General features: G+C 72.2%; 21 protein-coding genes and 1 tRNA gene. 13 read left to right on the top strand and 9 right to left on the bottom strand.

Features of this window, described 5'->3' with window-relative positions; genetic code table 11:
• Nucleotides 1–9: 9 nt before the first annotated feature.
• The gene (locus DEJ32_RS11000) at nucleotides 10–948 is read right to left on the bottom strand and encodes an aldo/keto reductase (RefSeq protein ID WP_110901312.1); all 939 of its coding nucleotides are present in this window, start codon (nucleotides 946–948) and stop codon (nucleotides 10–12) included.
• Nucleotides 949–1050: 102 nt separating this feature from the next.
• On the opposite strand from DEJ32_RS11000, the gene DEJ32_RS11005 reads away from it, so the two are divergent.
• Both DEJ32_RS11005 and DEJ32_RS11010 read left to right on the top strand, forming a co-directional pair.
• Nucleotides 1051–1647, top strand: coding sequence for a TetR family transcriptional regulator (locus DEJ32_RS11005; protein WP_110823703.1), 597 nt, complete (start codon nucleotides 1051–1053; stop codon nucleotides 1645–1647).
• 28 nt (nucleotides 1648–1675) lie between these two features.
• Complete coding sequence (locus DEJ32_RS11010; protein ID WP_110901313.1) at nucleotides 1676–2491, top strand: carbon-nitrogen hydrolase family protein; 816 nt, start codon at nucleotides 1676–1678, stop codon at nucleotides 2489–2491.
• Here DEJ32_RS11010 and DEJ32_RS11015 read toward each other — a convergent pair.
• Nucleotides 2467–3681 (bottom strand): aminotransferase class I/II-fold pyridoxal phosphate-dependent enzyme, encoded by a 1215-nt coding sequence (locus tag DEJ32_RS11015; protein ID WP_110901314.1) that lies wholly within the window; start codon nucleotides 3679–3681, stop codon nucleotides 2467–2469. The genes DEJ32_RS11010 and DEJ32_RS11015 overlap by 25 nt on opposite strands.
• 216 nt (nucleotides 3682–3897) lie before the next feature.
• Here DEJ32_RS11015 and DEJ32_RS11020 point away from each other — a divergent pair, with 216 nt between their 5' ends.
• The 5 genes from DEJ32_RS11020 (at nucleotide 3898) to DEJ32_RS11040 (ending at nucleotide 10088) form a co-directional block, all read left to right on the top strand.
• A complete protein-coding gene (locus DEJ32_RS11020) occupies nucleotides 3898–5799 on the top strand; it encodes a S1C family serine protease (protein ID WP_110901315.1) in 1902 nt (633 codons plus the stop codon).
• Nucleotides 5800–5974: 175 nt separating this feature from the next.
• Nucleotides 5975–7018: a glycosyltransferase family 2 protein gene (locus DEJ32_RS11025; protein ID WP_110901316.1), complete on the top strand. Its 1044-nt coding sequence runs from the start codon at nucleotides 5975–5977 to the stop codon at nucleotides 7016–7018.
• A 5-nt stretch (nucleotides 7019–7023) separates the two neighbouring features.
• Nucleotides 7024–7872, top strand: coding sequence for a CDP-alcohol phosphatidyltransferase family protein (locus DEJ32_RS11030; RefSeq protein ID WP_110823999.1), 849 nt, complete (start codon nucleotides 7024–7026; stop codon nucleotides 7870–7872).
• Nucleotides 7872–8777, top strand: a complete 906-nt coding sequence (locus tag DEJ32_RS11035) for a glycosyltransferase family 2 protein (RefSeq protein WP_110901317.1) — start codon at nucleotides 7872–7874, stop codon at nucleotides 8775–8777. The genes DEJ32_RS11030 and DEJ32_RS11035 overlap by 1 nt, the downstream gene beginning before the upstream one ends.
• Before the next feature lie 78 nt (nucleotides 8778–8855).
• A complete protein-coding gene (locus DEJ32_RS11040) occupies nucleotides 8856–10088 on the top strand; it encodes a CDP-glycerol glycerophosphotransferase family protein (RefSeq protein WP_110890289.1) in 1233 nt (410 codons plus the stop codon).
• 21 nt (nucleotides 10089–10109) lie between these two features.
• Here DEJ32_RS11040 and DEJ32_RS11045 read toward each other — a convergent pair whose 3' ends face one another.
• The 4 genes from DEJ32_RS11045 to DEJ32_RS11060 all read right to left on the bottom strand — a co-directional run bounded on the left by DEJ32_RS11045 (nucleotide 10110) and on the right by DEJ32_RS11060 (nucleotide 12871).
• The gene (locus tag DEJ32_RS11045) at nucleotides 10110–10412 is read right to left on the bottom strand and encodes a hypothetical protein (protein ID WP_110901318.1); all 303 of its coding nucleotides are present in this window, start codon (nucleotides 10410–10412) and stop codon (nucleotides 10110–10112) included.
• A gap of 107 nt (nucleotides 10413–10519) precedes the next feature.
• Complete coding sequence (locus DEJ32_RS11050; protein ID WP_110890288.1) at nucleotides 10520–11290, bottom strand: ABC transporter ATP-binding protein; 771 nt, start codon at nucleotides 11288–11290, stop codon at nucleotides 10520–10522.
• Nucleotides 11290–12114, bottom strand: a complete 825-nt coding sequence (locus DEJ32_RS11055) for an ABC transporter permease (protein ID WP_110901319.1) — start codon at nucleotides 12112–12114, stop codon at nucleotides 11290–11292. The genes DEJ32_RS11050 and DEJ32_RS11055 overlap by 1 nt, the downstream gene beginning before the upstream one ends.
• A gap of 61 nt (nucleotides 12115–12175) precedes the next feature.
• Entirely contained in the window at nucleotides 12176–12871 is a 696-nt protein-coding gene (locus tag DEJ32_RS11060; protein WP_110823712.1) for an NTP transferase domain-containing protein, read from the bottom strand.
• Nucleotides 12872–13202: 331 nt separating this feature from the next.
• Between DEJ32_RS11060 and DEJ32_RS11065 the strand changes: the two genes are divergently transcribed.
• The 3 genes from DEJ32_RS11065 (at nucleotide 13203) to DEJ32_RS11075 (ending at nucleotide 16301) form a co-directional block, all read left to right on the top strand.
• On the top strand, nucleotides 13203–14429 hold the full coding sequence (locus DEJ32_RS11065; protein ID WP_258369016.1) for an ABC transporter ATP-binding protein: 1227 nt from the start codon (nucleotides 13203–13205) through the stop codon (nucleotides 14427–14429).
• The gene (locus tag DEJ32_RS11070) at nucleotides 14405–15970 is read left to right on the top strand and encodes an ABC transporter permease (RefSeq protein WP_146234140.1); all 1566 of its coding nucleotides are present in this window, start codon (nucleotides 14405–14407) and stop codon (nucleotides 15968–15970) included. The genes DEJ32_RS11065 and DEJ32_RS11070 overlap by 25 nt, the downstream gene beginning before the upstream one ends.
• Nucleotides 15971–16037: 67 nt before the next feature.
• Nucleotides 16038–16301 carry a DUF3039 domain-containing protein gene (locus DEJ32_RS11075; protein ID WP_110823714.1) on the top strand — a complete coding sequence of 88 codons (264 nt, stop codon included), beginning with the start codon at nucleotides 16038–16040 and terminating at the stop codon, nucleotides 16299–16301.
• Nucleotides 16302–16328: 27 nt separating this feature from the next.
• On the opposite strand, the gene DEJ32_RS11080 is transcribed toward DEJ32_RS11075, so the two are convergent.
• Nucleotides 16329–17576 carry a nicotinate phosphoribosyltransferase gene (locus DEJ32_RS11080; protein ID WP_375342318.1) on the bottom strand — a complete coding sequence of 416 codons (1248 nt, stop codon included), beginning with the start codon at nucleotides 17574–17576 and terminating at the stop codon, nucleotides 16329–16331.
• A gap of 137 nt (nucleotides 17577–17713) precedes the next feature.
• Here DEJ32_RS11080 and murI point away from each other — a divergent pair, with 137 nt between their 5' ends.
• The 3 genes from murI (at nucleotide 17714) to rdgB (ending at nucleotide 19979) form a co-directional block, all read left to right on the top strand.
• A complete protein-coding gene (gene murI, locus DEJ32_RS11085; protein WP_110890467.1) occupies nucleotides 17714–18553 on the top strand; it encodes a glutamate racemase in 840 nt (279 codons plus the stop codon).
• A gap of 83 nt (nucleotides 18554–18636) precedes the next feature.
• On the top strand, nucleotides 18637–19386 hold the full coding sequence (gene rph / locus DEJ32_RS11090) for a ribonuclease PH (protein WP_110901322.1): 750 nt from the start codon (nucleotides 18637–18639) through the stop codon (nucleotides 19384–19386).
• On the top strand, nucleotides 19383–19979 hold the full coding sequence (gene rdgB / locus DEJ32_RS11095) for an RdgB/HAM1 family non-canonical purine NTP pyrophosphatase (protein ID WP_110890284.1): 597 nt from the start codon (nucleotides 19383–19385) through the stop codon (nucleotides 19977–19979). The genes rph and rdgB overlap by 4 nt, the downstream gene beginning before the upstream one ends.
• Before the next feature lie 213 nt (nucleotides 19980–20192).
• On the opposite strand, the gene DEJ32_RS11100 is transcribed toward rdgB, so the two are convergent.
• A complete protein-coding gene (locus DEJ32_RS11100) occupies nucleotides 20193–20867 on the bottom strand; it encodes a DedA family protein (protein ID WP_110901323.1) in 675 nt (224 codons plus the stop codon).
• 146 nt (nucleotides 20868–21013) lie between these two features.
• A tRNA-Leu gene (locus DEJ32_RS11105) sits at nucleotides 21014–21093 on the bottom strand.
• Nucleotides 21094–21169: the final 76 nt, after the last annotated feature.

The following is a 21169-nucleotide window of genomic DNA, read 5'->3' on the forward strand; positions in this document are numbered from 1 at the left end:
GTCGCTCGCTCAGCTCGTGGCGCGTGCGCCACGGACGCCGCGACCGAGCGCGTCGATGCGCGCGAGCTCGTCCGAGGTGAACGTGACGTCAGCGGCCGTGACGTTCTCGGCGACGCGCCCCGGGTTCCGCGATCCCGGGATCGGGACGATGTCGTCGCGCTGCGCCAGGATCCACGCGAGCGCCAGCTGCGAGAGGGAGACGTCCTTCTCCGCAGCGAGCTCGGTGAGCCCTGCGACGACCGCGGTGTTCGCGTCCCAGTTCTCCGGGGCCCACCACTCCAGCCACTGGCGGATGTCGTCCTCCGCGTAGGCGCTCCGCGGTCGCACTGCGCCGCTGAGGAAGCCGCGTGCCAGGGGTGAGTAGGCGACGAGACCGACGCCGAGCTCGTCGACGACCGGGAACAGGTCCTCCGACTCGCGGGCGAAGACCGAGTACTCGGTCTGCAGCACGGAGATCGGGTGGACCGCGTGCGCCCGGCGGATGTTCTCGGCGTCGGTGTTCGACAGGCCGAGGTAGCGGACCTTGCCGGCCTGCACGAACTCCTGCATGACGCCGACGACGTCCTCGACCGGGACCTGCGGGTCGTGCACGTGCTGGTAGAGCAGGTCGATCGAGTCGGTGCCGAGGTTCCGCAGACTGGCGTCGACGACGTCGCGGATGTGGTCGAGCTGCGAGTTCGGGGCGTACGTGTCCGTGAAGCCGAACTTCGTCGCGATCGTGACCTGATCGCGGATCGGCGCGAGTGCGGTGCCGAGGAGCCGCTCACCGCTTCCCCAGCCGTAGAGCTCCGCGGTGTCGAAGTGGGTGACGCCGAGGTCGTGCGCGTGCCGGATCGCGGCGACGGATTCCGTGTCGTCGCCGGGGCCGTACGCGAAGGTCGTGCCCATCGCGCCGTAGCCGATCGCGCTGACGACCAGGCCCTGTCGTCCGAGTGTTCGTTGCTGCATGTCGTCCTCCTGGAACGGATCGTGGTTCGAGTGGCACTGTACGCCGGACGTGTCAGAGGCTGTCAAGTGTGGCAGACACTGACTCAGGGGTACGATCGGACCATGAGCGAGACGGCGGAGGCACGGCCCGGACTGCGGGACATCGCCCGCGACGCAGTGCGAGCGCGCATCGCCGCGGTCGCCATCGCCCGGTTCGACGCGGAGGGGTTCGACCGGGTGACGGTCGAGCAGGTGGCTGCCGAGGCGGGCATCTCGGCACGGAGCTTCCACCGGTACTTCCCGGCGAAGGAGGACGCGGTCATCGGTGACCCGGCCCGGCACGGTGCCGCCCTCGCCGCGGCGTTCGGCGCACGTCCGGCGGACGAACCGGTCTGGAGCGCCCTGCGTGAGGCCTTCGTGGCGATGCTCGAGCACGGCAGCGACGACGATCCGGAGACCGGACGGCGCTCCGTCCGGGTGATGCTGAGCACACCGTCGCTCCGGGCGCGGAACACCGAGAAGCACCACGCCTGGGCCGAGGTGCTCCTCCCGTTGGTGGTCGACCGGCTCGGGGGGACGGACGGCGACCTGCGTGCGCGGACGGTCGTGCAGGCCGCGCTCGGGTGCTTCGACGTCTCGGTGGCGAGGTGGGCGGAGGGCGGCGACGACGTCGTGGGGATCCTGCGGCGGTCGTTCGACGTCCTCGACGTCCGGTCCTGACGGAGCCCGGCGTGGTTAGCCTGGCACCGTGACGACACTGACCATCGCCGCGGCGCAGTTCGCCCCCGGAGACGACCCAGCCGCGAACCTCGAGACCGTCCGCGCCGCCGCCGTCGACGCGGTCGCGCGCGGCGCCCGCCTCCTGGTCACGCCCGAGTACACCTCGTACTTCACCGCCGACATCGACGACCGCTTCGTCGCGGCCGCGCAGCCGCTCGACGGCTCGTTCGTCACGGGCCTCCGTCGGATCGCGCGGAGCACCGGCATCGCACTCGTCGTCGGCGTCGCCGAGGCGGGGGAGTCCCCGGGTCGGTTCCGCAACACGCTCGTCGCGATCGGTGCGGACGGCTCGGTCCTCGAGACCTACCGGAAGGTGCACCTGTACGACGCGTTCGGTTCCCGGGAGTCCGACCGCATCGAGGCCGGCGACCCCGCGCAGCTGCCCGTCGTGGAGGTCGACGGCGTCCGGGTCGGGCTTGAGACCTGCTACGACCTGCGGTTCCCCGAGGTGACGCGACGTCTCGCCGCGACGGACACCGGGGCCGCGGACGTCGTCGTGCTGCCGGCCGAGTGGGTCCGCGGTCCGGGCAAGGAGGACCACTGGCGGACCCTGCTCACGGCGCGCGCCGTCGAGAACACCGTGTGGGTGCTCGGGGTCGGTCAGGCGCCCCCGGTCGGAATCGGGGCGTCGCTGGCGCTCGACCCGACGGGCACCGCGGTCGCAGCGCTCGGCGCGGAACCGGGGCTCCTCGTGGTGACGGTGGACACCGCGGTCACGGACCGCGTGCGGGCGGTGAACCCGTCGCTGTCCCTCGGTCGTTACGCGGTGGTCCCGCGGGACTGAGCGAGCCCGGCCAGCCGTGACACGGCCTCCTCGAGGACCGACCGGCGCTTGCAGAACGCGAACCGGATGAGCGACCGGTACCCGTCGACGTGGTCGGGCCGGACGAAGGCGGACACCGGCACCCCCACGACGCCGACGAGCCGCGGGAGCTCGAGGCAGAGCGCGCGGGCGTCGTCGTGTCCGAGCGGAGCGGCGTCCGCGATGACGAAGTAGCCGGCGTCCGGGCGCAGCACCCCGAACCCGGCGGCGGCCAGACCGGTGGCGAGGAGCTCCTGCTTCGCCCCGAGGTCGGCGGCGATCCCGGCGAACACCGTGTCGGGCAGGCGGAGCCCGGCCGCGATCGCCGGCTGGAAGGGTGCCCCGTTGACGAAGGTCAGGTACTGCTTGACGGTCGTGATCGCCTCGACCAGCGCTGCCGGGGCCGTGAGCCAGCCGATCTTCCAGCCCGTCGTGTTGAAGGTCTTCCCGGCGCTGGAGATCGACACCGTGCGGTCCCGCGCTCCGGGCAACGACGCCGGCGGCACGTGGGTGCCGGCGAACGCCAGGTGCTCGTAGACCTCGTCGGTGACGATCACGGCGTCGTGGCGCTCCGCGAGCTCGACCACGGTGCGGAGCACCTCGATCGGCAGCACCCGACCCGTCGGGTTGTGCGGGGTGTTCACGAGGACCACGCGCGTCCGGTCGGAGAACGCGGCGCGGAGGTCCGCCTCGTCCGGCAGGAAGTCCGGCGCCCGGAGCGGGACCGTGACGTGCGCCGCGCCGGCGAGTCGGATGAGCGCGCCGTACGCGTCGTAGAACGGCTCGAAGGTGACGACCTCGTCACCGGGCTCGACCAGCGCCAGGAGGGTCGCGGCCAGGGCCTCGGTGGCACCGGCGGTGACGAGGACCTCCCGGTCGGGGTCGACGTCGAGCCCGTACCAGCGCGCCTGGTGCTCGGCGACGGCGGCACGGAGGTCCGGGGTCCCGCGGCCGGGCGGGTACTGGTTGGCACCGTCCCGGATCGCACGGACGGCCGCGTCGAGGACCTCTGCGGGCCCGTCCTCGTCCGGGAACCCCTGCCCCAGGTTGACGGCACCGGTCGCTGCAGCGAGGGCGCTCATCTCCGCGAAGACGGTCGGCGCCGGCACCCCGTCGGGGCCCAGCAGCATCGCTCCCTCGGCGGCTCGGAGCCACGGACCGGTCTGCCGCATGCGAGACCCCTCTCACCCTCGGGGCACCGGCCGGGAGGCTCGGCGCGCGTCGGGCCCCAACTTAGCGTCCGACCGGGGGTCGCCTCCGGTGGACATCCGGGGGACCGGCCACACAGCTGACGCATACGATCGGCTTGGTCAGCTCGCAGCTGCGCCATCAGGACCGCCCAGGTCGGTGGAGAAGACTGCAGGAGCTTTGGAAGGAGCACGTCCCGCATGAGCGACACACACCACGGACACGGCGACGACGACCGTCGCGACGAGACCACCGGCCCGGACGAGTCAGCCGGTACCCGCCACGGGCACCGCGACGCCGACGACACGGACGTGGTGGGGACGACTCCGGCGCAGGAGACCGAGCAGTTCGCTGCCGCCTCCGACCACACGGACCGGTACACCGCCCCGTACCCGACCGCAGGGTCCGCGGACGCGGCACCGACGGCCGAGTACGGCCAGTACGGCCAGTACGCGCAGCAGGGTCAGTACGGCCAGGGCGGGCAGTACGGCTCGGGTCGGTACGGCTCGGACCAGTACGGCTCGGGTCAGTACGGGAGCGGCCAGTCCGGCACCGCGCAGTACGGGCAGGACCAGTACGGCACCGCCCAGTACGGGCAGGGCCAGTACGGCACCGCCCAGTACGGGCAGGGCCAGTACGGCGAGCACGACACGTCCGGCGACACCCGGTACGGCCAGCAGGACCAGTACGGCCAGGGGCAGTACGGCCAGGGCCAGTACGGCCAGCAGGGCACGTACGGCCAGGACGCTCCCCGGTACGGCGAGCACGCGAGCGACCACCACACGGCCTCCGGTGCGAGTGCGTTCGGTGCGGCGGCCGACCAGCGGCCGGAGAACGGCCACTACTTCACCGGCGCCCCGGCCGCCACGAGCACGACCCCGCGCGACCGCTCGGGTCGGAACCGTCTCGTGCTGCCGCTGGTCGCGGCCGCCGTGATCGCCGGTCTCGTCGGCGGCGGCGCCGGTTGGGCAGCGGGCGCAGCGTCGGACGGCGGCACGGTCGTCGGTGGCTCGGGCACCTCGCAGAGCGGTGGCAACCTCACCGTGAACGACTACGACTCCGCCACCGTCGTGACCGCGGTCGCCGCCAAGGCCACCCCGTCGGTCGTCACGATCAACGTCTCCGCGAGCAGCGAGGCCGGCACCGGTTCGGGCGTCGTGCTGAACAAGGAGGGCTACATCGTCACGAACACCCACGTGGTGACGCTCGACGGTGACAGCGCGAACGGCACCATCTCGGTGACGACCTCGAACGGCAAGGTCTACAAGGGCACGCTCGTCGGCACCGACCCGACGGTCGACCTCGCGGTCATCAAGATCGACGCGCCCGACCTCACGCCGATCGACTTCGCCGACTCGTCGAAGCTCAACGTCGGCGACACCGCGGTCGCGATCGGTGCGCCGCTCGGCCTGTCGAACACCGTCACCGACGGCATCGTCTCCACGCTGAACCGCAGCATCCAGGTCACCTCGAGCGACCCGAACGCCGGCGGCGACACGAACGAGGGCCAGGGCAACAACGGCAACGGCCCGTTCGACTTCTGGGGCAACGGCGACAACGGCAGCAGCTCCGGAGCCAGCACGACCGTCTCCCTCCCCGTGATCCAGACCGACGCGTCGATCAACCCCGGCAACTCGGGTGGCGCGCTGCTCGACGACAAGGGCGCGCTCATCGGCATCAACGTCGCGATCGCCAGCGCCGGCAGTTCGGACTCGTCCAGCTCGCAGGCCGGCAGCATCGGCGTCGGCTTCTCGATCCCGTCGAACCTGGTCAAGCGCGTCGCGACCGAGATCGTCGAGAACGGCAAGGCCACCCACGGTCTGCTCGGCGCATCCGTCGGCGACGCGACCGAGGACGCGAGCGCCACGCAGGTGGGCGCACTCATCAAGGACGTCACCTCGGGCGGCGCGGCGGCCGACGCCGGGCTCCAGAAGGGCGACGTCGTGACGAAGCTCGGTGACGCCTCCATCGCGGACGCCACCGACCTCACCGCGCAGGTCCGCTTCTACGCCGGTGGTGCGACGACCGAGATCACCTACGTCCGCAACGGGGAGACCCGCACGGCGAACGTCAAGCTCGGCACGTACGACAGCTCGAACTGACCCGGGACGCTCCGGACGGGAGGCTCCCCACCAGCTGGTGGGGAGCCTCCCGTCCGTCTGCCGGTCCACGGCGGGGCGCGGCCAGGTGGCCGCCGCGGGTGCTTGATAGGCTCGGGTCCGCTCTGCGGAGCGGCCCCGGCGGGCCGTCCCGCGCCCGCCGGACCCCGAGGATCACATGCAGCACGACGGACAGACCCTGCCGGGTGTCTCCTACGTCATGCCCGTCCTCAACGAGGTGACCGAGGTCCGCGCGGCGGTGGGCAGTCTGCTCGAGCAGGACTACCAGGGGCCGTTCGAGGTCATCCTGGCCCTCGGCCCCTCGATCGACGGCACGAACGAGCTCGTCGCCGAGATGAGCGCCGCGGACCCGCGGATCCGCGCGGTCGAGAACGCGGTCGGCTCCACGCCGGCCGGGCTGAACGTCGCGATCCGGGCCTCCGAGCACCCGATCGTCGTCCGGGTCGACGCCCACAGCGTCCTGCCGCGGGACTACACGCGGATCGCCGTGCGGACGCTGCAGGAGTCCGGCGCGGACAACGTCGGCGGCATCATGCGCGCCGAGGGCCGCACCCCCTTCGAGAAGGCCGTCGCCCTGGCGTACGGCAGTCGCGTCGGCCTCGGCGGCACCCCGCACCACGTCGGCGGGCAGGCCGGACCGGCCGAGACGGCGTACCTCGGGGTGTTCCGACGGGAGCGGCTGTTCGCCGTCGGGCTCTTCGACGAGGGCATCAAGCGCGGGCAGGACTGGGAGCTCAACCGGCGCCTCCGCACCACCGGCGGCACGGTCTGGTTCACCCCCGAGCTCGTCGTCACCTACCGGCCCCGGCCGAGCCTCCGCCGTCTCGTCCGCCAGTTCGTCGCGACCGGGCTGTGGCGCGGTGAGCTCGCCCGACGCTTCCCCGCCGGCAACGGCCTGCGCTACTTCGTCCCGCCGGCGATGGTCGTCGCCGTCGCGCTCGGCCTGGTCGCCGGGCTCCTCGGTGTGGTCGGAGCGTTGCTCGGCAGTCCCGTCGCCTGGGCGACGGTCGGCTTCGCGATCCCGGCGGTCTACCTCCTCTTCGTCGTCGTCGGCGCCCTCGCGGTGTCACGACGGTCGGACCCGGCGACGCGAGCGTGGCTGCTCGTCGTCCTGCCGTGCATCCACGTCGGCTGGGGCGTCGGCTTCATCATCGGGTTCCTCACCCGGACCTCCGATCTGACCACGCACACGGGACGGTGACCGACATGGCCGACGACGACCGCGGGAACGGCGGCCTGCCGGGTCCCTCCGACAGCCGCGGGTTCGCACGCCCCACCTCGATCGCGGAACTCCGCGCCGTCGCCCAGCCGGACGAGGTCCGCGCCCGGGCGAACGCGGAGCACTGGACGGCCTCGCTGTACCTGCGGGACATCTCGCCGTACCTGACCTCGGTGCTGCTCCGGACCCGGGTCAGCGCGAACCAGGTCACCGGCCTGATGATCCTGGTCGGCTGGTCGACCGCGGCCGCACTCCTCATCCCGGGCATCTGGGGCGCGCTGCTCGCCCTCGTGCTCGGGCAGCTGCAGATGCTCGTCGACTGCTCCGACGGCGAGGTCGCGCGCTGGCGGGGCACACGGTCCCCGGCCGGCATCTTCCTCGACAAGGTCGGGCACTACACCACCGAGGGACTCATCCCGATCGCGCTCGGCGTCCGCGCGGCGACGTGGCCGATCGAGGGCGTCGACTGGATGTGGACGACGATCGGCTGCGCGCTCGGCCTGGTCATCGTGCTCAACAAGGCGCTCAACGACATGGTGCACGTCGCCCGTGCCCACGGCGGCATGGAGAAGCTCGCCGACCGCCGCGACGGGGTGACGGTGCCGTCCGGTGCCCGCCTCGCGACGCTGCGTCGGGTGGCGCGGTTCCTGCCGTTCCACCGTCTGTACCACTCGGTCGAGCTGACGATCATCACGTTCGTGGTCGCGCTCGTCGCCCTCGTCGTCGGGCACCCGCTGGCCGACCGGGTCCTGGTCGGGGCGCTCCTGCCGCTCGCGGTCCTCGCGACGGCCGGGCACTTCCTCGCCATCATCTCGTCGAAGCGGGTCCGCGCGTGATGCCGGGGACCGATCGGCGTCGCGCGGTCCCGCACCGCGAGCGGCCACGGGTCGCCGTGGTCAGCCTGACGCAGGGGACCCGGCCGGAGGACCTCCGCCGTGGCCTGGACAGCGTGCTCGCGCAGCAGGACGTCGACCTCGACGTCGTGTGCGTCGGGAACGGGTGGGAACCGGTGGACCTGCCGGACGGGGTCCGGGCGCTGGCACTGCCGGAGAACCTCGGGATCCCCGCCGGTCGGAACGCCGGGGCGGCGGCGGTCGACGGCGACTACGTGTTCTTCCTCGACGACGACGCCTCGGTGCCGTCGCCGACGTTCCTGCGCGACGCGATCGCGCTCTTCGAGCGGGACCCCTCGCTCGGGCTCGTGCAGCCGCGGGTCGTCGACGCGAGCGGCGCCGCGAACCCCCGACGCTGGGTGCCGCGCATCCGCAAGGGCGACCCGGAGCAGAGCTCTCCGGTGTTCTCGGTCTGGGAGGGCGCCGTCGTCCTGCCGATGGACGTCTGGCGCGCCGTCGGAGGCTGGGGTGCGGAGTACTTCTACGCGCACGAGGGGATCGAGCTCGCGTGGCGGGTCTGGGACGCCGGTCGTCGCACCTGGTACGCGGGGGAGCTCGTCGCGAACCACCCCGCGATCGACCCCGCTCGGCACCGTGAGTACGTGCGGCTCAACGCGCGGAACCGGGTCTGGCTGGCCCGACGGAACCTGCCCGCCGTCCTCCGGCCGCTGTACGTCGGCAGTTGGGCTGCCATCCAGGTCCTGCGCTGGTGGCGCTCCCCGCGGCGCCTCACCACCTGGTTCGCCGGCGTCGCCGAGGGGTGGCGCGCGGACTGCGGGCCGGTCCGGGTGATGGGATGGTTGACGATCGGCCGGATGACGCTCGCGGGTCGACCGCCCGTCGTCTGAGCCCCGGCGCGCGCCTCGGACTCGCCCGACCCCGACACGACCACCATCCACCGACCGACCACCACGCAGGAGCAGAGCATGGCCATCGTCAAGGACGCCCGCACCGCGATCCGTCTCGTGGCCCGCCTGCTCCGGTCGCGGAAGGTCCGCGCGCAGCTGGCCCGTCGCCTGCCCTCGGTCCCGCGGCCCGCACCGGGGTCGGTCGAGATCGCCGTGTACTTCGCCGACGGTCCCGTGAACATGTACCAGATCCGGCAGTGGTACGGCCCCCTGGCGGAGCTGGCGCGGCACCGCGGGGTCGCGATCATCTCGCGGAGCCCCGGCGCGATGCTCACGCTGCTCGACGAGTCGCCGGTCCCGGTCGTCTACGCCCGGCAGGTCGTGGACCTCGAGCGGTTCGTCGCCGAGCAGGCCCCGAAGACCGTGCTCTACGTCAACCAGAACGCCCGCAACTTCCAGATGATGCGGTACGGGCGCATGTGGCACGTCTTCGTGAACCACGGCGAGAGCGACAAGATGTACATGACGACGAACCAGTTCAAGGCGTACGACTACGCCCTGATCGCCGGTGACGCCGCCCGGGACCGACTCGCCGACGCGCTGTGGGACTACGACCTGGACGCCCGGACCATCGCCATCGGGCGTCCGCAGGCCGACCACTTCGTGGGGGAGCCGCCCTACCCGTCCGACGACCGCACCGTGGTGTTGTACGCCCCGACGTGGGAGGGTGACCGCGGCGCCGCTGCCTACGGGTCCATCGCGAGTCACGGGACGACGATCGCCGACCGTGTCCTCGCGTCGCCGCAGCACCGGCTCGTGTACCGCCCGCACCCGCGGAGCGGCGTGGTCGACCCCGCGTACAAGGCCGCGCACGAGCGGATCGTCGCTGCGATCGCGGCCGCCAACGCCGCCGACCCGTCGGCGCACCACGTGTACGACGACGGGCCGACGCTTGGCTGGCAGCTCGCGGACGCCGACGTCGCGATCACCGACATCAGCGCGATGATCTACGACCGCCTGGCCGTGGGGAAGCCGTTGCTCGTGACCCGACCGGTGTCCGCCGACGCCGAGGTGGACGAGCGCGGGTACCTGTCCGACGCCGACTGGCTGCGCGCGGACGACGCCGGGGACGTCATCGCCCGTGTGGAGCGCGCCGCGAACGACGCCGAGCAGCTCGCGCGACTCCGCCACTGGGTGCAGCGGTACTTCGGCGACACGACGCCGGGCACGGCGACCGCGCGCTTCCACGCGGCCATCGACCGCCTCGTCGCCCACTGGCACGAGGTCGCCGCCGCCCGGTCCGGTTCCTGACCGGTCCGGGCGGCGGCGGGCTCAGGGCGTGAGCCCGGGACCGGCGAGGGACATCCGCCACAGGTACTCGGACCGGTCCGGGCGACGCCACCGCACGATGACGACGCCGGTCTCCTCCGGTCCTGCGCCGAAGACGGCGAGGGACAGCCCCCGACCGGGCTCGAGCCGACGGACGACGAGCGGCGGGGAGTAGCCCGTCCCGAGGTGCGTCAGGTCGATGCCGTCGAGGGTCTCGGTACTGGTGTTGATGATCTCGTACCGCCGTGGGGCGGCCGATCGGTCGACGGTGAACGGTACTGGGTACGCGGTGGTGGGGTGGTGCATGGGCAGCACAGTAGGGGTGGGGTCCGACGCCGGGGCCCCGTCAGCCCCCCGGACGACCGGGGGCTGTGGAGCGCGGTGCGGGAGGCCCCGGTTGTGCAGGAGTGGCCTCAGGCCCCGTGGTCCGCGTTGTACCGGTCGAGGGCCTCGTCGATCGGCCCGTCGAACTGCAGGCGGCCCTTGTCCAGGTACAGCCCGCGGTCGCAGAACCGGCGCAGGTCCTTGTCGCTGTGGGAGACGAAGAACAGCGTCCGCCCGCCCGCCAGGAGCTCCTCGATGCGCTTGTAGCACTTCTCGCGGAAGGCCTTGTCGCCGACCGCCAGGACCTCGTCGACCAGGATCACCGGTTCGTCCAGCCGCGAGATGACCGCGAAGGCGATCCGGACCTTCATGCCGCTGGAGAGGTGCTTGTACGGGGTGTCGACGAAGTCGCCGATCTCGGCGAACGCGATGACCTCGTCGAACGCGGCCCGGATCTCGGCGCGGGACATCCCGTGCAGACCCGCCGTCAGGTAGACGTTGTCGCGGACGGTGAGGTCCCCGACGAACCCACCGGTGATCTCGATGAGCGGCGCGACGCCGGCCCCGACGTGCACACGGCCCTCGTCCGGGAGCATGACCTGCGCCACGAGCTTCAGCAGTGTCGACTTGCCCTGCCCGTTCCGACCCACCACGCCGATCGCCTCGCCCGGGCGCACGTCGAACGAGACGTTCCGCAGCGCCCAGAACTCGTCGGCCTTGCGTCGCCGCTGCCCGCGTCCGAACAGGTCCTTGAAGCTCCGACTCGCCCGCCGGTTCCGCTTGAACCGGATGCCGGCGTCGGTGACGGAGATCACCGGGGCGGTCGTGCTCGCGGTGACGGTCGGTTCGGTGGTGGCCATCACAGCTCCTTGAGGACGCGGTGCTCGCTGCGGCGGAAGACGACGAGCCCGACGGCCAGGACGACGGCCGTGACCACGACCGAGGCGAGCACCTCGACCCAGTCGAGCTGACCCGGGAAGAACGCCGAGCGGTAGATCCCGAAGATGCCGCTGAGCGGGTTGATCGCGGCCAGGTCGTGCAACGCCGGGGGGAGGGCCTGCGTGCCGTAGATGATCGGGGACGCGTAGAACATGAAGCGGAGCACGAGCTTCACCGCACGCTCGAGATCGCGGAAGAACACCACGAGCGGGGCCACGATGAGCCCGAGGCCGTAGACCAGGGCGGCCTGCAGCACGATCGCGAGCGGCCAGAGCACGACCTGCCAGTGCAGGTGCGCCCCGGTCGCGAGCACGAACACGGCGAGCACCGGGATGCTCAGCAGGAACTCGATCGCCTTCGACGCGTCGATGCGCGCGACCCAGATGCTCCGCGGGATCGTCGTCGAGCGGATGAGCTTCGACTCCTTGATGAACGCGCGGGTGGAGTCCGAGACGCCGCCGGTGAACCACATCCAGGGCAGCAGGGCGGCGAGCAGGAACACGATGTACGGTTCCTCGCCCACCGAGCCGCGGTGGAAGACCTGCGTGAAGACGAACCAGTAGATCGCTGACATCACCAGCGGGTCGAGGATCGACCAGAAGTACCCGAGTGCGGACGTCGAGTACCGCACACGCAGGTCGCGGACGGTCAGCAGCCAGAGCGCCTGCCGGTACCGACGGCCGGCGCCCCGGGACCGCGACGGCGACGCCGCGACTGCCGTGGCGTGCGTGCGCGTTCCGCTCATGGGTTCCCTCCGGTCGGGACCACGCCGGAGGCAGGCGACGACCAGGGGGTCCTGACGACGGTCAGGCGAACAGGTCGTTCGCGCGCTCGAGGTCCTCGGCGAAGTCGATCTCGACCGCGTACAGGTCCGAGATGTCGATCGGCGTCCAGCGTAGCCCGTCCTCGGCGATGGCAGCTTCGATGCCGCCCTCGAAGTACTCCTGGTCGTCGACCCGGCCGAGCTGGCGCACCAGGGCCTGCTTGTCGGCCGCGGAGACGTAGTTGATGCCGACTGCCTCACCCAGACCACCGACGACCTTCTTGGAGAGCTTCGCGATGAAGCCCTCGGCGTCGACCGTGTACTTGACCTCTTCGTCGGAGACCTTCTCGGTGTTGACGCTGACGAACGAGCGGCCCTCGTCGATCATGTCGGCGGCACGCACGAGCGCCATCGGGTCGAAGACGACGTCGCCGTTCATCCAGAGGACGCCGCTCTTGCCGGTCGCCTTGAGGGCACGCAGCAGGCTCTTCGAGGTGTTCGTGGAGTCGTAGGACTCGTTGTAGACGAAGTTCGCCTCCGGGAAGGCTTCGACGATGTACTCCGACTTGTAGCCGACGACGATGGTCACCCGGGCGCTCGACCCGAAGGCGGCGCGGATGTTGTCGAACTGCTGCTGCATGATGGTGCGGCCGTCGCTGAGCTCGGTGAGCGGCTTCGGCAGGCTGCGCCCGAGGCGGCTGCCCATCCCCGCTGCGAGGATGACGATCTGCGTGGTCATGCTTGTCCCTTCCGGTGTCCACCGGTGCCGGTGTCCGGGAGCTGCCCTGGCTGGGCGCGCTCCCTCTGGCGCTGGGTGGACTCTTCGAGTCTGCTCGCTGCCGGTTCGGGTTCGCAGAGAGTCCGCGCGATCCGGAGCGACACGCGCTCCGACCGGCGGATGCTCCGCGCGGCGCGGGCAGGTTTCCGAGTGGTGAACACTGCGTCGTGTCCCGGTGAATGATACGGAACCAGGCCGCGTCGGGGTACGGCTCGCCCGGCATCGTGTTCATTTCGTGACCCTGCCGGACGCGGCTCCCCGACCGGTCGGAACCGTTGGTACGGTTGGGCTCGTGTCGGCAGGAACAACGGGAGACGACGACGTGTACAGCACGTCGGACGCCACATGGACGGCCGATCAGGACGACGACGACGCGACCGCTGCCCCGGGGCCGGGCACGGGCGACCACGACGACACGGGGGACACGGGCGCACACGACGCGTCCGCGGGTGACGACATGACGGACCGGACGACCGGCAGCGCGGTGCGGGCAGGGGGCGGCGCGGAAGCCGGCGTCGCTGCTGCGGCCGCCGCCACGAGCACGCCTGCGCCGCGACCGACGAAGAAGGGCAAGAAGCGGTCCGGGCGGGCGACACGCCCACAGGGTTCGGCCGCGTCCCGGACCGCCGACGAGCGCGCGGAGCCCGAGGACGGGCGGGGCGACCAGGAGGCCCGGGAGGGTTCCGGCGCCTCCGGTGCGCCCGACCGGGCAGCGCGGACGACGAAGCGCCCCTCACCCCGGCAGAACGTGCCGCAGCAGCCCGTCGTGCTCCGCGCCGACGGCCTCGTGAAGCGGTACGGACAGACGCTCGCGGCGGACGACGTCGACCTCGAGATCCGCAAGGGCTCGATCTTCGGCGTGGTCGGGCCGAACGGTGCGGGGAAGACGACGACCCTGTCGATCCTGACGGGCCTGCTCCGCCCCGACGCCGGCACCGTCACCGTCCTCGACCACGACGTGTGGGCCGACCCGACCGCGGCGAAGCGGGCGATGGGCGTCCTGCCCGACCGGCTCCGGCTCTTCGACCGCCTGACCGGCGCGCAGATGCTGTTCTACTCGGCGACGCTCCGGGGGCTCGACGGCGCGACCGCTCGCAGCCGCAGCGCCGACCTGGCCGCGGCGTTCGGTCTCGGCGACGCGCTCGGCCGCCCGGTCGCCGACTACTCGGTCGGCATGGCGAAGAAGATCGCCCTCGCCGCCACCCTCATCCACTCGCCGCGCGTGCTGGTGCTCGACGAACCGTTCGAGTCCGTCGACCCGGTCAGCGCGACGACCATCACCGACATCCTCCGCCGCTACACCGCGGGGGGCGGCACCGTCGTGCTCTCCAGTCACTCGATGGAACTGGTCCAGCGCACCTGCGACTCCGTGGCGATCATCGTCGGCGGGAAGGTCCTGGCCGCCGGCACCATGGCGCAGGTCCGCGGGCGTCGCAGCCTCGAGGACACCTTCGTCGAACTCGCCGGAGGCCGCCCCGTCACGGAGAGCATGGAATGGTTGCACAGCTTCTCCGGCTGAGGGCCGACCTGCTCGCGGGCGAGGTCCGCGGGGGAGCCCGACGGTCCGTGGCCGTGGTGGTCGGCAGCCTCGTCGCACTCGTCGTCGCCGTCTGGGTCGCGTCCGTCTTCGGCGGCCTCCGTGGAGCGGACCCCGCGGTCGCCCGCGCCGTCGTGGTCCTGGTCGGGGCCGCCGTCGCCGTCGGGTGCACCTTCGTGTCCCTCGCCGTCGGGGTCGCGGACCCGCTCGACCCGCGACGCTTCCTCGTGCACGGCATCTCCCGCCGGGACCTCGCCGTCGGACTCGGCCTGGCCGGACTCCTCGGCGTCCCGGTGCTCGCGGTGGCGGTGCTCGCCGTCGGCCAGGTGGTGACGTGGAGCCGTGGAGCCGGGCCGGCGCTCCTCGGGGTGCTCGCCGCGGTCCTGGTCATCGCGACGAACGCCCTGCTCATCCGGGTCGGCAGCACCGTCGGCGCCTGGCTCTTCGCCGCGCACCGCGCCCGGGACGCCGCCTGGTTCGTGACGTTCGTCGTGGTCGTGCTGTCGGTCCCGACGGTCCCGCTGCTGCTCCGCCCGGCGTGGGTCGAACCCGCTGGCCCGGAACTGCAGCGCGTCGCGGACGTCGCCGGCTGGACGCCGTGGGGAGCGGCGTGGGCCGTCCCCGCGGACGCCGCGAACGGGGACGTGGGGTCGGCCGTCGGCAAGCTGCTGGTCGCGCTCGTCGTCGTCGGGCTGCTCGCCCTCGCCTGGTGGGCCCTCGTGGGGCGGCTGCTCGTCACGGTCCAGGGCCGGAGCCGGAGCCGGCACTACCGCACCCTCGGCTGGTTCGACCGGCTCGGTGCCACCCCGTTCGGCGCGGTCGCCGCCCGGGCGCTGACGTACTGGGGACGGGACCCGCGCTACCGGAGCTCGTACCTCATCCTGGTGTTCGTGCCGCTCGTGGTGGTGCCGCTCGGCGTGGCCGGTGTGCCGTGGGCATGGACCGCGCTCGCGCCGCTGCCGCTCATGGCGCTCATCGCCGGGTTCCTGCCGCACAACGACGTCTCGTACGACAACACGGCCGTCTGGCTGCACGTCGCCTCGGGTGCCCCGGGGTGGACCGACCGCCTCGGGCGTCTCGTGCCGCTCATCGTCGTCGGTGTCCCGCTGCTCGTCCTCGGTGCCGCGGTGTCGGCTCGGCTGTACGGGGACCCGGACGCGTTCCCGCTGCTCGTCGGTGTCTCGGCGAGTGCGCTGCTCGGCGGGCTCGGCCTGTCGAGCGTCGTGTCGGTGGCTCTGGCCTACCCGACGGTCCGACCGGGCGACCACCCCTTCCACCAGCCCCAGGCGGCGGGTGCCACGGCGACGGTCGCACAGACGCTGATGGTCCTCGGCACGCTGGCCTGCATGGTCCCGGCCGGGTGGTCGGCGGTCCACGTCCTGCTCGACGGCGGCGACCCGTGGCCGGCGATGTGGATCGGCGCGGGCGTCGGCCTGGCGGTGCTCGTGCTCGGGGTCGTCGTCGGCGGCGCGGTGTTCGACCGACGCGGCCCGGACCTCCTGGCCGCCGCGCAGCGGAACTGACCGTCCGCAGGGTCCTCGACGAGACCGGAGGGCAGCGCGTCCGCGGACGGCGACGTACGCTGGTGTCATGAGCACGACGGAACCCGGTGGTGGCGGCCTCGACGTGATGGACCGCGAACTCGAGAAGCTCCTGGAAGAGGAGGCGATCGAGCCCGGCGACCACGAGCGGTTCTCGCACTACGTCAAGAAGGACAAGATCCTCGAGTCCGCCCTGACCGGCAAGGCCGTCAAGGCGCTCTGCGGCAAGAAGTGGATCCCGGGCCGCGACCCGGAGAAGTTCCCGGTCTGCCCGGACTGCAAGGCCATCTACGAGAAGATGAAGTCCGAGTAGGACCCCCGCCGCCCGGCGCCCGCCCGCTCAGATGACGACCGTCGGGATGGCCGGATCGCCGCGACCGATGCGCTCGGCGTCCGCCGGCAGCTCGGCCTTCGCGCGCTTGTGGTGCGCCCGGGCTGCCTCGACCCCGGTGGCGCCGAGGAACGCGGGGTCGACCTCACCGGAGGTCACGACGGGGACGAGCAGGTCCCGCTCGTCGGGTCCGACGGATCCGGAGGTCAGCACGACCTCGGCGGTCGCGATCCCGTTGCGCAGGCGCCGGCCGGCCTCCTTGCGGCCGCCCGTGGACGCCTTGTCGGCCGACTTCTTCGCCACCGGGACCCACTCGCCGGCGGGGGAGTGGTGCGCGACGAGCTTGAACACCATGCCCGCGGCGGGGTGCCCGGAGCCGGAGACGACGGACGTGCCGACGCCGTACGAGTCCACCGGGGCGGCCCGGAGCGCGGCGATCGTGTACTCGTCCAGGTCGTTCGTCACGGTGATCTTCGTGCTGGTCGCCCCGAGCCGGTCGAGTTGGGCGCGGACGCTCGCGACGACCGACGGCAGGTCGCCGCTGTCGATGCGGACGGCGCCGAGCTTGCCGTTCGTCAACCGGACGGCGGTGTCGACGGCGGCCTCGATGTCGTAGGTGTCGACGAGCAGCGTCGTGCCGGTGCCGAGCGCGTCGATCTGCGAGCGGAACGCAGCCTCCTCGGTGTCGTGCAGGAGCGTGAAGGCGTGCGCGGCCGTGCCCATCGTCGGGATGCCCCACGTCCGCCCGGCCTCCAGGTTGCTCGTGGCGCCGAATCCCGCGATGTAGGCGGCACGGGCGGCGGCCACGGCGTTCCACTCGCCGGTGCGGCGGGAGCCCATCTCGGCGAGCGGGCGTCGGTCGGCGGCGGACACCATCCGGGCGGCTGCGGAGGCGATGGCCGAGTCGGCGTTGAACACGCTCAGCGCGAGCGTCTCGAGCATCACGGCCTCGGCGAAGGTGCCCTCGATCTGCAGCACGGGGGAGTTCGGGAAGAACACCTCGCCCTCGCGGTAGGCGCGGACGTCCCCCCTGAAGCGGTAGTCGGCGAGCCAGCGTGCCGTGCCCTCGTCGATGACGCGGCGGTCCCGGAGGAAGCCGATCTCCTCGTCGCCGAAGCGGAACTCGGTGAGCTGGGTGAGGAAGCGCCCGAGTCCGGCCGCGACGCCGTACCGGCGCCCGTCCGGCAGGCGGCGGGCGAACACCTCGAAGACGCAGCGGCGGTCGGCGGTGCCGTCCTTCAACGCGGCGTCGACCATGGTGAGTTCGTACTGGTCGGTCAGGAGCGCGGTGGTCACGCGTCCGACCCTACCCAGCGGGCCCGCCGCCCGGCCAGGGACCGCCGGGAGGTCCGGTGCGCGTCCGCCCCGTCGGTGGCGTCGGTACGCTGGTCACCGTGACGGATGCACCGATCGGAGTCTTCGACAGCGGCGTCGGCGGGCTCACGGTGGCCCGGGCGATCATCGACCAGCTGCCCCGCGAGAGCGTCCGCTACGTCGGGGACACCCTGCACTCGCCGTACGGCCCGAAGCCGATCGCGGACGTCCGGCGGTACGCGCTGCAGGTGATGGACGACCTCGTCGACCAGGGCGTCAAGGCACTCGTCATCGCGTGCAACACCGCGTCCTCGGCGGTGCTCCGGGACGCCCGCGAACGGTACGAGCAGGCGACGGGCATCCCCGTCGTCGAGGTCATCCAGCCCGCGGCCCGCGCGGCCGTCAAGCAGACCCGCACCGGACGGATCGGGGTCATCGGCACGATCGGCACCATCGCGTCCCGCGCCTACGAGGACGCCTTCGCGGTCGCCGCCGACGTCACCCTCACCACGGCCGCGTGCCCGCGGTTCGTCGAGTTCGTCGAGGCGGGCGACACCTCGTCCGCCGAACTCCGCGAGGTCGCCGCCGGGTACCTCGCCCCGGTCCGGGACGCCGGGGTCGACACCCTCGTCCTCGGCTGCACGCACTACCCGCTCATGTCGGCCGCGATCCAGTACGTGATGGGGCCGGACGTCACGCTCGTCTCCAGCGCCGAGGAGACCGCGAGCGACGTCTACCGCCGCCTGGTCGAACACGGGCTCGAGCGCACGAGCACCGAGCCGCCGAGCCACTCGTTCGAGGCCACCGGTGCCGACCCCGACGGCTTCGTCCGGCTCGCCCGTCGCTTCCTCGGACCCGAGGTCGCCGCCGTCGGCCACCTCGAGACCGGCACCATCACGCTCCCACGCGCCCTGCGCTGACCTTGCCCGGCCCGCCACCCGGCGGGCGCGCGACCGACCGGACCACCCGCACCGAGCCTCCAGGCCGGACCGAGAGGAACACCATGAACGCCACCGACGGACCCGTCCGCATCGACGGTCGGACGACCACCGACCACCGCCCCGTCACGATCGAACGCGGCTGGAGCAGCCAGGCCGAGGGCAGCGCGCTCATCTCGTTCGGGAACACGAAGGTGCTGTGCACCGCCTCGTTCACGAACGGCGTCCCGCGCTGGATGGCCGGCAAGGGCACCGGCTGGGTCACCGCCGAGTACTCGATGCTCCCGCGGTCGACGAACGAACGCATGCAGCGCGAGTCGATCAAGGGCAAGGTCGGCGGTCGCACGCACGAGATCTCGCGACTGATCGGCCGGTCGCTCCGCGCGGTCGTCGACATGAAGGGCCTGGGTGAGAACACGCTCGTCCTCGACTGCGACGTGCTGCAGGCCGACGGCGGCACCCGCACGGCGTCGATCACCGGCGCGTACGTCGCGATGGCCGACGCGATCGAGTGGGGCCGGTCGAAGGGCTTCATCGGCAAGAGGGCGACGCCGCTGACGGACAGCGTGCAGGCGATCTCGGTCGGGATCGTCGGCGGGGTGCCGATGCTCGACCTGGCGTACGAGGAGGACTCGCGCGCCGACACCGACATGAACATCGTCACGACCGGGTCGGGGAAGTTCATCGAGGTGCAGGGCACGGCGGAGCACGCGCCGTTCGACCGCGAGGAGCTCGACGCGCTGCTCGACCTCGGACTCGCGGGCAACGCCTCGCTCGCGGCCGTCCAGCGCGAGGTGCTGGGGCTGTCCTCGTGACCGGCACGGTCGTCCTCGCGACGCACAACCAGGGCAAGGTCGTCGAGCTGCGGGAGATCCTCGGCGAGGCCCTCGGCGGGGTCGAGCTCGTCGCGTACGACGGCCCCGAGCCGGTCGAGGACGGCGACACCTACGCGGCGAACGCGCTCATCAAGGCCCGGGCTGCGGTCGCCCACACGGGGCTGCCCGCGCTCGCGGACGACTCCGGCATCGCGGTCGACGCGCTCGGGGGTGCGCCGGGCATCCACTCCGCCCGGTACGCCGGCACCCGGGTGGACGCGGACAACATCGCGCTGCTGCTGCAGAACCTGGAGGGTGTGGTTGAGCGGACCGCGGCCTTCGTCTGCGCGGCCGCGTTCGTGACGCCCTCCGGCACCGAGCACGTGTTCGAGGCGGTGTGGAACGGCGAGGTCGGCACCGAGCCGGTCGGTGACGGCGGCCACGGCTACGACCCGGTGTTCCGGCCGGACGACGCGGAGGGGTCGGCAGCGGAGCTGACCCGCGCCGAGAAGAACGCGCTGAGCCACCGGTCGAAGGCGTTCCGGGGCATCGCGCCGATCGTCCGCGAGTGGTTCGAGGGCGCGGAGCGGTAGCCGCTCGCGGTCGGCGCGGTGCCCGGTGCCCGCTCGCGGTTGGCGCGGTGCCCGGTGCCCGGTGCCCGGTGCCGATCGGACGCGCACAACACGATCCGGCTCGAACCGCGGATCTCCGTGGTTCGAGCCGGTTCGTGTTGTGCTGGTCCAGCTCGCGCCGGCCTCGGTCGGGCCGGCGTCCGTCGGGCCGGCGTCCGTCGGCCACTGCGGCGGCTACGGCAGCGGGTCGGCCTGCTTCGCCTTGCGGGAGTTGCGGACGTACGTGATGACGGCGGGGACCACCGTGACGACGACGGCGGCGAGCAGGATCACGTCGATGTAGTTGCGCACGATGTACGCCACCGCGGGGATGTACCCGAGGAAGTACCCGAGGAACGTCACGCCGACGCCCCAGATGACCGCCCCGACGGCGTTGTACAGCGAGTACTTCCGGTAGTTCATCCGGCCGACGCCGGCGGCGATCGGTGCGAAGGTCCGGACGACGGGGACGAAGCGGGCGAGGATCACCGCGAGGGGCCCGTACCGGTGGAAGAACGCGTTCGTCCGGTCGACGTTCGCCTTCGAGAACAGACCGCTGTCCTTCCGCTCGAAGATGGGCGGTCCGGCCTTCTTGCCGATGTAGTACCCGAGCTCGCCGCCGATGAACGCGGCGGCGCCGATCATGAGCGCGACGACCCAGATCGGGATGCCGCCGATCTGCCCGTGGCGGTCGAAGGCGAACAGGCCCGTGATGACGAGCAGGCTGTCCCCGGGGAAGATGAACCCGACCAGCAGGCCCGTCTCGGCGAAGATGATCGCGCAGACGACGAGCACGGCGAACGCCCCGAAGTGGTCGAGGATGTACTGCGGATCCAGCCAGGGGATCAGGGCGAGTGCGACGGAGTCCATGGTTCTTCCGGTCGGCGGACGAGGGCGGATGGCACCCGCCGGACCGAGGGTACCGTGCGGGCATGTCCTGGCCATCCGTCGTCAGGCTGACGTCGATCGACGAACGCCGGCGCACGGACCGGGACCGGCGGTCCCGCGTCACCCGGTGCGGAAGGAGGGACTCGAACCCTCACGCCGAAGCACAGGAACCTAAATCCTGCGTGTCTACCGATTCCACCACTCCCGCTGGCCGCACCAGTGTACGCAGGAGGGCCCGTGGCGGAGGCGCAGTGGGCCACCCGCCGGGCGGCGGCCACACGCGG

It is taken from the genome of Curtobacterium sp. MCPF17_046 (assembly GCF_003224295.1).
Classification (GTDB): Bacteria; Actinomycetota; Actinomycetes; order Actinomycetales; family Microbacteriaceae; genus Curtobacterium.

Bases quoted from the DNA above. Each gene is read 5' to 3' on its own strand.
- DEJ32_RS11020 (WP_110901315.1), top strand. From the start codon at position 3,898: ATGAGCGACACACACCACGGACACGGCGACGACGACCGTCGCGACGAG.
- rph (WP_110901322.1), top strand. From the start codon at position 18,637: ATGAACGCCACCGACGGACCCGTCCGCATCGACGGTCGGACGACCACC.
- DEJ32_RS11055 (WP_110901319.1), bottom strand. From the start codon at position 12,114: ATGAGCGGAACGCGCACGCACGCCACGGCAGTCGCGGCGTCGCCGTCG.
- DEJ32_RS11070 (WP_146234140.1), top strand. From the start codon at position 14,405: ATGGTTGCACAGCTTCTCCGGCTGAGGGCCGACCTGCTCGCGGGCGAG.
- DEJ32_RS11080 (WP_375342318.1), bottom strand. From the start codon at position 17,576: ATGGTCGACGCCGCGTTGAAGGACGGCACCGCCGACCGCCGCTGCGTC.
- DEJ32_RS11100 (WP_110901323.1), bottom strand. From the start codon at position 20,867: ATGGACTCCGTCGCACTCGCCCTGATCCCCTGGCTGGATCCGCAGTAC.
- DEJ32_RS11045 (WP_110901318.1), bottom strand. From the start codon at position 10,412: ATGCACCACCCCACCACCGCGTACCCAGTACCGTTCACCGTCGACCGA.
- DEJ32_RS11000 (WP_110901312.1), bottom strand. From the start codon at position 948: ATGCAGCAACGAACACTCGGACGACAGGGCCTGGTCGTCAGCGCGATC.
- DEJ32_RS11060 (WP_110823712.1), bottom strand. From the start codon at position 12,871: ATGACCACGCAGATCGTCATCCTCGCAGCGGGGATGGGCAGCCGCCTC.
- DEJ32_RS11005 (WP_110823703.1), top strand. From the start codon at position 1,051: ATGAGCGAGACGGCGGAGGCACGGCCCGGACTGCGGGACATCGCCCGC.
- DEJ32_RS11040 (WP_110890289.1), top strand. From the start codon at position 8,856: ATGGCCATCGTCAAGGACGCCCGCACCGCGATCCGTCTCGTGGCCCGC.
- DEJ32_RS11025 (WP_110901316.1), top strand. From the start codon at position 5,975: ATGCAGCACGACGGACAGACCCTGCCGGGTGTCTCCTACGTCATGCCC.
- DEJ32_RS11075 (WP_110823714.1), top strand. From the start codon at position 16,038: ATGAGCACGACGGAACCCGGTGGTGGCGGCCTCGACGTGATGGACCGC.
- DEJ32_RS11015 (WP_110901314.1), bottom strand. From the start codon at position 3,681: ATGCGGCAGACCGGTCCGTGGCTCCGAGCCGCCGAGGGAGCGATGCTG.
- DEJ32_RS11030 (WP_110823999.1), top strand. From the start codon at position 7,024: ATGGCCGACGACGACCGCGGGAACGGCGGCCTGCCGGGTCCCTCCGAC.
- DEJ32_RS11050 (WP_110890288.1), bottom strand. From the start codon at position 11,290: ATGGCCACCACCGAACCGACCGTCACCGCGAGCACGACCGCCCCGGTG.
- DEJ32_RS11035 (WP_110901317.1), top strand. From the start codon at position 7,872: ATGCCGGGGACCGATCGGCGTCGCGCGGTCCCGCACCGCGAGCGGCCA.